At 69.6% G+C, this 11,968-nt stretch carries 9 protein-coding genes and 1 pseudogene; 3 read left to right on the top strand and 7 right to left on the bottom strand.

Annotated elements, in window-relative coordinates:
* Positions 1-111 precede the first annotated feature (111 nt).
* The 5 genes and pseudogenes from AC3B5T_RS05000 to AC3B5T_RS04980 all read right to left on the bottom strand — a co-directional run.
* Positions 112-3,294 (bottom strand): annotated as a pseudogene (locus AC3B5T_RS05000) (alpha-(1->3)-arabinofuranosyltransferase domain-containing protein); the annotation flags it as partial.
* 220 nt (positions 3,295-3,514) lie between these two features.
* Positions 3,515-3,715 (bottom strand): DUF2613 domain-containing protein, encoded by a 201-nt coding sequence (locus AC3B5T_RS04995; RefSeq protein ID WP_010843342.1) that lies wholly within the window; start codon positions 3,713-3,715, stop codon positions 3,515-3,517.
* Positions 3,716-3,790: 75 nt separating this feature from the next.
* Positions 3,791-4,513, bottom strand: coding sequence for a DJ-1/PfpI family protein (locus AC3B5T_RS04990; protein ID WP_055475654.1), 723 nt, complete (start codon positions 4,511-4,513; stop codon positions 3,791-3,793).
* 53 nt (positions 4,514-4,566) lie between these two features.
* On the bottom strand, positions 4,567-5,532 hold the full coding sequence (locus AC3B5T_RS04985) for a GlxA family transcriptional regulator (RefSeq protein ID WP_055475690.1): 966 nt from the start codon (positions 5,530-5,532) through the stop codon (positions 4,567-4,569).
* A gap of 62 nt (positions 5,533-5,594) precedes the next feature.
* Positions 5,595-6,152 (bottom strand): universal stress protein, encoded by a 558-nt coding sequence (locus AC3B5T_RS04980; RefSeq protein ID WP_010843344.1) that lies wholly within the window; start codon positions 6,150-6,152, stop codon positions 5,595-5,597.
* Between the two features lie 29 nt (positions 6,153-6,181).
* Between AC3B5T_RS04980 and AC3B5T_RS04975 the strand changes: the two genes are divergently transcribed.
* Together AC3B5T_RS04975 and AC3B5T_RS04970 are read left to right on the top strand one after the other, a co-directional pair.
* A complete protein-coding gene (locus AC3B5T_RS04975) occupies positions 6,182-7,417 on the top strand; it encodes a glycoside hydrolase family 3 N-terminal domain-containing protein (RefSeq protein ID WP_442902694.1) in 1,236 nt (411 codons plus the stop codon).
* A 100-nt stretch (positions 7,418-7,517) separates the two neighbouring features.
* Positions 7,518-8,120, top strand: a complete 603-nt coding sequence (locus tag AC3B5T_RS04970) for a TetR/AcrR family transcriptional regulator (protein WP_014928333.1) — start codon at positions 7,518-7,520, stop codon at positions 8,118-8,120.
* A gap of 161 nt (positions 8,121-8,281) precedes the next feature.
* Here AC3B5T_RS04970 and AC3B5T_RS04965 read toward each other — a convergent pair whose 3' ends face one another.
* Both AC3B5T_RS04965 and AC3B5T_RS04960 read right to left on the bottom strand, forming a co-directional pair.
* The gene (locus tag AC3B5T_RS04965) at positions 8,282-9,169 is read right to left on the bottom strand and encodes a MaoC/PaaZ C-terminal domain-containing protein (RefSeq protein ID WP_055475656.1); all 888 of its coding nucleotides are present in this window, start codon (positions 9,167-9,169) and stop codon (positions 8,282-8,284) included.
* Positions 9,169-10,533 (bottom strand): 3-oxoacyl-ACP reductase, encoded by a 1,365-nt coding sequence (locus AC3B5T_RS04960; RefSeq protein ID WP_014928331.1) that lies wholly within the window; start codon positions 10,531-10,533, stop codon positions 9,169-9,171. Before AC3B5T_RS04960 ends, AC3B5T_RS04965 begins: the two co-directional genes overlap by 1 nt.
* Before the next feature lie 89 nt (positions 10,534-10,622).
* Between AC3B5T_RS04960 and AC3B5T_RS04955 the strand changes: the two genes are divergently transcribed.
* Positions 10,623-11,936 carry an acetyl-CoA C-acetyltransferase gene (locus AC3B5T_RS04955; protein ID WP_014928330.1) on the top strand — a complete coding sequence of 438 codons (1,314 nt, stop codon included), beginning with the start codon at positions 10,623-10,625 and terminating at the stop codon, positions 11,934-11,936.
* The last annotated feature ends 32 nt before the right edge of the window (positions 11,937-11,968 follow it).

The raw sequence follows: 11,968 nt of genomic DNA, 5'->3' as shown, positions 1-11,968 counted from the left end.
GTCGCAACCGATTTCGACGACCCGCCCTTCGTCCGCGCCGGCCGGTGGCGACGGTGACACCCGGACCTCGGCGATCCCCGGTGGTGCGGGACTGGCGAATCCGAGGCTGTTGAAGTCGATGAGGTCGGATTGGGCGCGGATGGTGATCTCCACGCGGTCGGTCACCGCGGGGTCGAGCCGCACGATGCCGCTCTCGTCGACCTCGCGGATCTGCTCCCCGGTACCGAGGTCGACGGCGACCTCGGTGGGCGCGGCGGGATAGCCCCGCGGGGCGTCGATGGTCAGCGAATCCACCCGCTGCGCGCGCGGGAGATCCAGCACCAGGGTGGGACTGTTCTCGTCCGCTGCCGGGTCGGTCTCCGCGCCATCCGCTGCTGCCCCGCGTTCCTGGGACGCCCGCTCGTCGGGGATCTCCGGTGCGGTCCACGACGTTCCCGGATCGCCGTCGACGGCGGCCGCGGGCCCGCCGCGCGGATCGGTCACCGGACGGGCCCCGCGCGCCGTGACCCGATCATCCTCGGCGAGCCGATCGAGAGCATCGCCGGGCCGGGGCCGCAGGATCGCGGTGGGGGATACGGTGACATCCGACGGGACCGAGAGTGCGCGTCCGAACACCGCGGACGTCTCCGGGGAGAGGCCGAGTCCCGGTGCACATCTGGTCATCTGCCGCTCCGGGTCGGCGACGCAGGACGCCCGGCCGGACAACTCCTGGTACAGCAGCCACTGGGCCACCTCGGTGCCGGCCTCGAGTTCGGGCAGGACCACGCGATGGCGGATTCGCAACGGCGTCGCGGTCCGCAGATCGGACACCGTCACCTCGCCGAGCGCGAATTGGTTGCCGGTCGTGCCGTCGTCGGTGCGCAGTGCACGGATCTGCACCCAGCGGGTGGCCCCGCTGGGCGCGGTCACCGTCATCGGTTCGCCCGGTTCGAGCCCCGAGACCACCGTGCTACCCGCCTCGGTGGTGACCAACGCACTGGTGACATCGGGTCCGAGTGCCTTCGCGGTCGTCAGGGTGAGTGCGAGGTCGGTCCGCGGGGTTGTGAAACCGATGCGCATCCATCGTCCGACCGCACTCTCCAGACCGCCACTGACCCAGGCGCTCTGCGGATTGCCGTCGAAGGCCGCGGCCGCCGAGTTGGCCGGTGAGGTCTGCCCGGGCTGAACCGCGTCCGCCGCCGATCCCGACGTGGACACGTCGACCTCGCCGCTGTCGTTGTCCAGCAACCACTCTCCGTGCACCAGTGGCTGGCCGTCGACGGGGTAATCGGCGACGGCGTTCTGCGTTCGACGCGGATCCGAGGGGGATCTGATCGCCGAGCTGTGGTCGTCGACGCGGCCGAAGTCGGTCTCCCGGTCGCTGGGTGTGTCGGTCACGATCAACGGACCGTCGACGACGCCGGCGCGGCGTGCATCGGCATCGAGCACGACCGGTCCGAGCGGCGGAAGCCCCTGGCGTGCACGAACTTCCGTCAGTTCGGCGACGGCTTCGGGACCACCGGCCACCCGCGGCAGTCCCGCGGTGTCGACGAGGCGGGGTCCGGTGCCGGCGTCCGGCACGCCGGCAGCACCGACGGCGAAGATCTGCACCGCGGGCATCGTGGGCCGCAAGCCGTTGTCGCGCACCACCCCTCGAACGCTCGGCGGGCCGATCTGCGGACCGAACGTCGCGACGCGGCGTAGTCCGGGCGAGTCGTCGAGTGCCTGTTGCACGAGCAGCGGACGGGCCGACCGTGAGGTCTCGGGGTCGAGATCGGCTCGCAGGACGACGAATCCGATACCCTGCCCGGCGAGGGTGGCGGCCAGGCCCGGTGATCCGCGGCCGGCGGCGATCTCGCGTTGCACGGAGTCGAGCGCTCGGATCGCGCCCGGCGGCGTGAGGGGTATCGCGTCGCGGACCGCCCACGGGGTGTCGGACAGCGGCTGCAGCGGTTCGTCGCGGGTGAGTCCCCACAGCTGATCGGCGAACGGGGCGCCGGGGACGACCAGTGCACGGGCGGGTGGGGCGCCGTCGCTGCGTTCGCCGTGCTCGGCCAGCCAGTTCGCGGTGTCCTGCCAGTGGCGCGGGATCGCCTGGTAGGTCCCGTTCGGTGCGAGCTGGCCCGTCCACATCAGCGATCCGGCGCCGATCACGGCGACGAGCAGGACGATCGCTGCGGCGACCGGACGCGACCGCTGGGGCTGGGCGAAGGCGGAGAGCGTCTCGCGGCGACTCGCGCTCCCTGGCAGCGGGACCCGCGCGAGCAGGTGGGCGACACCGAGGGCCAGCGGGATACGGAGAAGCGGCTCGAACTTGTGGATGTTGCGCAGGGGCGCGCCGGAACCGTCGAGGAAGACGCGTACCTGCTCGGCGATCGGCGACCCCAGCCCGCCCGCGTAGCCGATGCACATCACGACGAGACCGACGCCCAGGATCGCGACGAGCCGGCCGCGGAACGGCATGTGCCGCATGCACAATCCGGCGAGCCCCGCGGCTGCGATGGTCCCGGTCGCCAGGACCGCGGCGGGTTGGGTCACGAGCACCGCCCCGGCGACGCGCTCCGGGGACACGAAGGGCGTCCACGAACCGGCCCCGCGCAACACCTCGGTCAGCGAGGTCCACTGCGTGGTGACCCGGGACGACTCGATGTAGTCCAGGAAGGGCGGACTCACGCGCGAGAGGATCAGCAACGGGACGACCCACCACGCGCAGGCCAGGGTCAGGCCGGCCGCGGTCCAGGCGCCGAATCGCCACCAGCGGCGGTCGCGCGGGCTGTGCAGCAGCCACCACAGGGCGGCGACGCCGAGAGCCGCCAGCGTGGCGACGGCGTTGACCGCACCCATCAGTGCGACCGCGGCCGCCGCACGTGCGGCCTCACGCCAGAGCGGCGGACCGTCGTCGGCACCGCGCGTGTCCAGCGCCCGCACCACCGGGACGAGCACCCACGGCGCGAGCATCATCGGCAGGGTCTCCGACGAGATCGAGCCGAGCGTGGTGAGGACCCGAGGGCTCAGCACGAAGACGGTGGCGGCGATGACCCGCGAGGCCGGCGACCCCAGTCGTAGGACCTCGGCGAGGCGGACGATGCCCACGAAGCCGACGGTGAGCAGCACGGCCCACCACAGGCGCTGCACGATCCACGGCGGGACGGCGAGGAGGTCGCCCACCGCGAAGAACGCGCCGTGCGGGAAGAAGTACCCGTAGGCCTGGTTCTGTACCTGCCCCATCGGGGCGTTCGGCGTCCACAGATGCGCGGCGCGCGCCAGGAAACCCAGCGGATTCGCGGTGAGGTCGAGTTTGGTGTCCGCGGCGATGCGACCCGGTGACTGCAGCAGGCAGATCAGCAGCGAGATGGCGGCGACGACGGCGACGCCGCGCCGACTCAGCCGAGACCGATCGAGGCCGGACCGATCGATGCCGGACCGATCGAGCCCAGACCGAGTCAGAACGGACCGATCCGGTGGTGGAGGCGGAGTACTCAGTTGCTGCTGCCGTCGATCAGGAGACGCCGGGACCGGCGGCGTCGTGGATGTGTCAGTTGGTGTCGCCGGCTCCGCCGCGCGAACCGTAGTCCACCGAGCCCTGGATGAATCCGTTGTTCGGGCTGATGTTGTTCAGGTCGGTGGACGGGCTGTTCTCGGAGGCCAGGAAACCGCCGAGGAACACCGCGCCGAGTCCCACCAGGATGCCGGCGACTCCGGCGACGGCTCCGGCGACAAGGCGGTTGTTGGTCATGGCGATGAAACTACCATCGCCGAAGTCCGATTCCGGGTGACACCCGCGGAGACCTGCGTATCCACTCCGCCGCGGTCAGCGCCGGGAGCGCACTGTGGTGAGGGCGCGATCCCACAGCAGACGCGCGCTCGCCTTGAGCAGCTCGGGTTTGTCGACATCGCGGGTGAGCAGCATCGTCGATGTGGCGATCGTGCCGGCCGACGCCTTGGAACGATGTCCGGAGTCCAGATGCGGTTGAGGGTCGTATTCGATGATCAGCTGGATCGCCTCGGCTCGTGCGCGCCCGGCGATCTGCTCGGCCAGCCACAGCGCGAGGTCGATCCCGGCGGACACGCCGGCGGCGGTGACGAGGTCGTCGTCGGGCAGCGCGCGGACGACGCGCTCGTCGGACACGGCCTTCGCCCCGTGCAGGGTCAGTCCCGCCATCGAGGACCAGTGCGTGGTGGCCGGCTTGCCGTCGAGCAGACCCGCGGCGGCCAGCACAATCGAGCCGGTGCACACCGACGTCGTCCACTGGGCGCCGGGTCGCACGGCCCGCAGCCAGTCGAGGACCTTCTCGTCCTGCGACGCCGACAGGAATCCCGGCCCGCCCGGCACGAGGACGACGTCCGGCGCCGGCGTCTCGTCGAACGAATGCGTGGCGCCGACGACGAGCACGCCCGAATCGGCGACGACCGGCCCCGGCTCGTGCCAGACGAACCTCACCTCGGCGTCGGGCAGGGTGCGCAGCACCTCGTAGGGGCCGATGAAGTCCAGCGCGGTGAACTGCGGGTAGAGGACGATCGCGATCTGGGTCATGGGGGGCCTTTCGGTAGGTGGGATGGGCGGAGAAGTGGCGAGGGGGAGCGGGATCAGCGGAAGGTGCGGCGGTAGGTCTCCGGCGGTACGCCGAGTCGCCGGACGAAAGTTCGGCGCATCGTCTCGGCGGACCCGAATCCGCACCGGGTGGCGATCACCGGCATCGTGTCGTCGCTCTCGGTGAGTGCGCGTCGGGCGGCGTCGGTCCGAATTCGTTCGACGTAGGCGCCGGGCGCTTCGCCGGTCTCGTCGGTGAAGATGCGGGAGAAATGACGAGGACTCATCGACGCGTCGCGGGCGAGGTCGTCGACGCGGTGTGGCCGGCTCGGTTCGCCCTCGATGCGCTCCTGGATCTCGCGGATCACCGTGCGCCGGGCCCGCGGCATCCACACCGGTGGCGCGAACTGGCTCTGACCGCCGGGTCGCCGCATGTAGAGGACGAGCCACCGTGCGACGAGCTGCGCGAGGTCGGTGCCGTGGTCCTCTTCGACGAGGGCGAGCGAGAGGTCGATGCCGGCGGTGACTCCCGCGGAACTCCACACCCGTTCGCAGCCGCGGACGAACAGGGCTTCGGCGTCGACCTCGATCGAGGGGTACCGCTCGGCGAGCAGCCCGGTCACCGCCCAGTGGGTCGCCGCGCGTTTGCCGTCGAGCAGGCCCGCCTCGGCTGCGAGGAACGCACCGTTGCACACGCTGACGACCCGTCTCGCCCGTCCGGCCGCCTGCCGGATCCAGTCGACGAGATCGGGATCCCGAGAAGCGTCGTGGACGCCGGTGCCACCGGGAAGGATCAGGATGTCGATCGGATCGGCCGGATCGGGCAGCGGGTGCGCGACGAACTCCAGGCCGACGCCGGTGCCGACGGGTTGTCCCGAGTGCGAGACCAGACGCAGGTCATAGGAGATGGGTGAGCCCCGGTCGGCGAGCGCGAGGGATGCGGTGGTGAACACATCGGCCGGACCGGTCACGTCCAGGGCCTGCACCCCGGGATAGCCGAGAATCAGCACCGATCGAGTCATGAGGACATCGTTTCCGACCCACACCGTGGCGTCCAGGCCACGCATCCCACAGATCAGGACATCTACGGCGTGACCTGTGGCTCCTTCTCGCACTTGGCGGGAACGATGAACACCGGCCGATGGCAATGTTTGAGAACCCGCTCGGCGACGCTGGAGCGCAACAATGCTTTGAGTCCCGACGCCCCGCGGGTGCCGGTGACCAGGAGGTCCACGTCGAGCGCCTCGGCCGCGGCGACGAGCGCGCCCCACACCGTCGACTCCACTTCGACGAGCGTTCCACGCGCGGACAGCCCGCACTCGGCGGCGAGAGTCACGCCACGCTCATTGATTGCGGCGGCCTCGTCTTCGAGGGCTTGGTCGACGCCGGCGTCGAGCTGGGTGTCGATGAACGGTTGCATCCCGCCCGCGAGGGTGGACATCCGCGCCGGGGTCATGCCGCCGGGCTGCCAGGCGGTGACGACCACCGCGGATTGCGCGCGTAGGAATTGTCCGGCGTAGCGAATGGCGCGATCGGCGTTCGGTGATCCGTCGTAGGCGATCATCAGTGTCTGCGCGCCGTTGTCACCGCCGCTGCCGCTTCCGGCGGCGGCGGACCCGGACGAAACGGACCCCGCGTCCATTGGCTCAGACTACATGCCAGACTCGAGCCATGGGCCCAACTCGCAGACCCCGGCGGATTCGTCCTGAGGGGGTTCGTCACGCGTGGATTCGCAATGCGGTGACGACGGGAACGGTCGCCGTGGTGTGTGCGGCGCTCGCGGCGTGCACGTCGTCGACGCCGGACTCGCCACCGCCGACGCCCTCGTACTCGGCGTCGGCCGATGCAGGGGCGACGTCTTCATCGGCGTCGACATCCGCCACCCCGGTCGTGAATGCTTGCGGTGCAACCGAACTCGCGAGGTTGTCGGTCCGCCAGAAGCTTGCGCAGCTGATCGTCGTCGGTGTGACCGGGGCGGCCGATGCGCAACAAATCGTCGAGAACGAGGAGATCGGCGGGATCTTCGTCGGGAGCTGGACCGACAAGGCGATCCTGACGAGCGGTGCGGCAGCACGGATCTCGCAGAATTCCTCGATTCCGTTGATGGTCACGGTCGATCAGGAAGGCGGCCGGGTGTCGCGGCTGTCGGCCCTCGGTATCGACCACGCCTCGCCGCGCGAGCTGGCGCAGACCAAGACGCCCGCGCAGGTGCGGGCGATCGCGGCCGGCGTGGGACGCGAGCTGAAGAGCCTCGGGGTCACCGTCGACTTCGCTCCCGTCGCCGACGTCAGCGACGAATCGGACGACGAGGTGATCGGCGACCGCTCCTTCAGCAACGACCCCGCGGTCGTCACCCGATATGCGGGGGCCTACGCCGCCGGGCTGGCCGATGCGGGAATCACGCCGGTGTACAAGCACTTTCCGGGGCACGGACACGGCTCGGGCGACTCGCACCTGGGTGTCGTGACCGTGCCGTCGCTCGCCGAATTGCAGGACAGCGACCTCGTGCCGTTCCGGACGCTGTTGCGTGACCCCGGGACCGCGGGAGCGATGGTCGGACACCTGATCGTCCCGGGCCTGACGAAGGGATTGCCCGCGAGCATCAGCCGGCCCGCGATCCAGATGCTGCGCACCGGTGTCGGCTACGACGGTCCGCGCTTCGACGGCGTGATCTACTCCGACGACCTGTCGGGCATGGCGGCGATCAGCGCGCAGTACCCCATCGAGCAGGCGGTGGAGAAGTTCATCCTCGCGGGCGGCGACGTCGCGCTGTGGCTGTCCACCGACCGCGTCGACTCGGTGCTCGACAATCTCGAGCGCGCGGTGTCGACCGGTCGTCTCGCACCCGCCCGCCTCGACGACAAGGTGGTGCGCATCCTGCGGTCCAAGGGTGTGGTGAAATGTTGAACTGCGCAGGCCCGGCCCATGCGAATGGGGTTTCACCTTACCGATTGGTAAGTTGTTGATATCGTCGGTCGAACGGATGTGGTGAACGGAGGTGGCGGTCATGTCGGGCGGAACCAAGCGACTGCCGCGCGCGGTGCGCGAGCAGCAGATGCTCGATGCGGCCGTCAAGGTGTTCGCGCAGAACGGCTTCCGTGAGACGTCGATGGATGCGATAGCCGCCGAGGCGCAGATCTCCAAGCCGATGCTGTATCTGTACTACGGCTCCAAGGACGAGCTCTTCAGTGCCTGCATCGCCCGCGAGTCGGGCCTGTTCATCGACGCGATGAGCGTCGGCTTCGATCCCTCGCTCTCGCAGCGCGAGCAGGCGGTCACGGTGATCCGCGAGTTTCTCCGCTTCGTGCACGAGCACCGTCAGTCCTGGCGAGTTCTGTACCGCGTGGCCATCGGCACGGCCGGTTTCGCCGGCATCGTCTCCGAGAGCCGCCAGCGCGTCACCGAGATGGTCACCGAGCTGATCAAGGCCGGCACCACGGTCGAGGGCGCCAGCGATCTCGACTTCGAACTCACCGCCGTCTCGATCGTCGGTGCCGCCGAGGCGGTCGCCGACCGCATCACCGAGGGCGACGTCGACCTCGAGAAGGCCACCAACCTCCTCGTCGGCATCACCTGGCGCGGCCTGAAGGGTGTCGGTACCGACTCCTGAGCGACTTGGCCCCGGACGAGCGCGGGAGCGCAGCCTCTGGGCCTTTTGAGAGCTGACAACCTCTGTGCCGCAGAAACTCCCGCGGCCCCGCCTCCCAGCCGCTGATCAGATCCGATCAGCGGGACGGAAACGGGACCGCGGGAGGAAAACGCGAAAGTCGCTCAGCTCTCCCGCGTCGTCGCGGTGAGGTGCGGGAATCCCTTGCGACGGTCGCGGATCGCGATGTCGAAGCTGCCCTTGCCGTCGATGCGGCGGGTGTACAGGTTCACCTTGGCCGGCAGCAGGATCGGCTTGCCGAACTTGACGTCGTAGGTCACCGCGTCGGGAAGCTGCGCCTCCACGTTCGCGATGGCCGCTGCCGCACTCCACATCCCGTGGGCGATCGCCTTGGGGAAGCCGAATGCCTTGGCCGGCAGGTTGCCCATGTGGATCGGGTTGCGGTCGCCCGAGGCGGCCGCGTACTCGCGGATCCGCTTGAGGTCGACGGCGAGGATCGCGTCCGGCGGCGGCGGGGTCTTCGACTTCGGTTCGGGACCACGCGGTTCGTCGGAAAGGCTGGTGCGCTGCTGCTTCAGGAAGGTCGCCGTCTGCGTGGTGACCAGTTCGGACCCGACGCTGATCTCGCTCACGACATCAATCAGAATGCCCTTGCGGTGCTCCCGGAGGTTCTGGGCGTGCGTGACGATGTCGAGCGGTTCGCCGGCCTCGATGGGTCGCTTGCGTTCGATCGTGTTCGTCATGTGCACCGAACCGACGGCGCCGAACGGGAACTCGTCAGATGTCATGAGCTTCATGACGACCGGGAACTGCAACACGAACGGGTACGTCAGCGGCAGGGTGTCGCCGAAACGTTGCCCCGTCGCGTGGCAATACGCCTGCAGCGCAGCCGAGTCCACCCGTATGCCCTCGAGCCGGTAGCGCGTCTCGGGTGCGGTCGCGTCGGCGGGGACACGCGGCGGCTTGCCGATGCCGGGCAGCAGCGCGGTGACCGCCTTGCCGTACAGCTCACCGGTGCCGGGTGCCGCCGGGAGTGTGATCGTCTTCGGCATCAGGCCCCCAGGAATCCCTGGCCGCAGACGCGGACCACGTTGCCGGTGATGGCATTGCTCGCCGGGTTGGCGAAGTAGGCCACGGTCTCGGCGACGTCGACGGTCTGGCCGCCCTGCTGCAGCGAGCTCATCAGGCGTCCGGCCTCGCGGGTCGCGAGCGGGATGGCCGCGGTCATCTTGGTCTCGATGAAGCCGGGGGCCACCGCGTTGATGGTGATGCCCTTCTCGGCCAGGATCGGCGCGTAGGCGTCGACGAGTCCGATGACACCCGCCTTGGAGGCGCCGTAGTTGGTCTGGCCGCGGTTGCCCGCGATGCCGGCGATCGACGACACGTCGACGACGGCGCCGCCCTCGCGGAGCGCACCCTTCTCGAGCAGCGTCTCCACCAGGGTCTGCGGTGCGATGAGGTTGACCGCGATGACCGCGTCCCAGCGGGCGTCGTCCATGTTGGCGAGCAGCTTGTCGCGGGTGATGCCGGCGTTGTTGACGATGATGTCGATGCCGCCGTGCCGCTCGAGGGCGTGCTCGGCGAGCTTGGCGCCGGCGTCGGCGGCGGTGACGTCGAGCGGGAAGGCCGTGCCGCCGACCTTGTTCGCGGTCTCCGACAGTGCGTCACCCGCCTGCGGGACGTCGGCGGCGATCACGTGCGCGCCGTCGCGCGAGAGCACCTCGGCGATCGTCGCGCCGATGCCGCGCGCGGCACCGGTCACGACGGCGACCTTGCCCTCGAGCGGCTTGTCCCAGTTCTTCGGGGCTGTCGCATCGGCGCCGCCGACCCGGATGACCTGGGCGTCGACGAAAGCCGACTTCGCCGACAGGACGAAGCGTACGGTCGACTCGAGGCCGGTCAGACCGGTCTTGGCGTCGGGGGAGACGTAGACGAGCTGGACGGTGGAGCCCTTCAGGAGTTCCTTGCCCAGCGAGCGCGTGAAGCCCTCGAGCGCGCGCTGTGCGACACGCTCGGACGGGTCGGTCACCAGTTCCGGGGTGGTGCCGATGACGAGGAACCGGGCGCACGGTGCGGTCGAACGCATCGCGGGCTGGAAGAACTCGAAGAGCTGACGCAGCTCGGCGGGGGAGGTGATGCCGGTCGCGTCGAAGACCAGGCCGCCGAACTTGTCGGCGCTGCGGCCGGTCGTGGCGTTCTGGATGAGGTCGTAGTCCTCGGTGGAGAGCATCTCGCGAAGTGGTTCGACGAGTCGGCCGGACCCGCCGAGCAGCACCGGACCGGGCAGCGGCGGCTCGGTGGGCTTGTAGCGCCGCAACGGCGGCGGGACGGGCAATCCGGCCTGCTTGGCGATGAATGCGCCGGGCGCGGAATGGACGAAGCTCGAGTACAGGCCAGTGTTTCCGTTGGCGGCCACGGTGATCTCCTCTGACGGTCGTTCGACAACGAACTTACTGATGAGTAAGAATACGCTATAGATACCGCACACGACCCTGGGAGATCGACGTGGCCGAACAGTCCAACCCCGCCAGCAAGCCCAAGACCCGGACCGACCGCCCGGTCGCGATCCTCGGCGGCAACCGCATCCCGTTCGCGCGCCAGGACAAGGCGTACGCGAAGGTCGGCAATCAGGAGATGTTCACCGCGGCCCTCGACGGCCTGGTGAGCCGGTTCAGCCTGCAGGGTGAGCAACTCGGCATGGTCGCCGGCGGTGCCGTGCTGAAGCACGCTCGTGACTTCAATCTCATCCGCGAGTCCGTGCTCGGTTCGGCCCTCTCGCCGTACACCCCCGCCTTCGACATCCAGCAGGCGTGCGGAACGGGTCTGCAGGCCATCACGACGGTCGCCGACGGCATCGCCCGTGGCCGTTACGACGCCGCGATCGGCGGCGGCGTCGACACCACCTCCGACGCCCCGATCGCCGTGGGTGAGGGGCTGCGTCGTCAGCTGCTCGAGGTCAACCGGGCACGCAGCACCAAGGACCAGATCCTCGGCGCCGCGAAGTTGCTGACCAAGCTCGGCATCGAGATCCCGCGCAACGGCGAGCCCCGCACCGGCATGTCGATGGGTGAGCACGCCGCCGTCACCGCCAAGGAGTTCGGCATCAAGCGCGCCGACCAGGACGAGCTCGCCGCGCGCAGCCACCAGAACATGGCAGCGGCGTACGACGCGGGCTTCTTCGACGACCTGATCACCCCGTTCCTCGGCCTGACCCGCGACCAGAACCTGCGCGGTGACTCCACCGCGGAGAAGCTCGCCAAGCTCAAGCCGGTCTTCGGTGTCTCCCTCGGCGACGCGACCATGACGGCGGGCAATTCGACCCCGCTCACCGACGGCGCGTCGACCGTGCTGCTTGCCAGCGACGAGTGGGCCGCCGACCGCGGACTGCCGGTGCTCGCCTACTTCGTCGACAGCGAGACGGCCGCAGTCGACTACGTCAACGGTCCCGACGGATTGCTGATGGCGCCGACCTATGCGGTTCCGCGACTGCTCGCCCGCAACGGACTCACCCTGCAGGACTTCGACTTCTACGAGATCCACGAGGCCTTCGCGTCGGTGGTCCTCGCCACCCTGCAGGCGTGGGAGTCCGAGGAGTACTGCAAGGAGCGTCTCGGCCTCGACTCCGCGCTGGGTTCGATCGACCGCAGCAAGCTCAACGTCCACGGTTCGTCTTTGGCCGCGGGTCACCCGTTCGCCGCCACCGGCGGCCGGATCGTCGCGCAGGCGGCCAAGCAGATCAAGGAGAACGGCGGCGGTCGCGCACTGATCTCGATCTGTGCCGCCGGCGGGCAGGGCGTCACCGCGATCATCGAGGGCTGACCCGGACGGGGTCGCATCCGACGCGGCGAGGG

The organism is Gordonia sp. G4 (assembly GCF_057770005.1).
The sequence above is the reverse complement of the archived record's forward strand: the minus strand, read 5'-3'. Positions and strand labels throughout refer to the sequence as shown.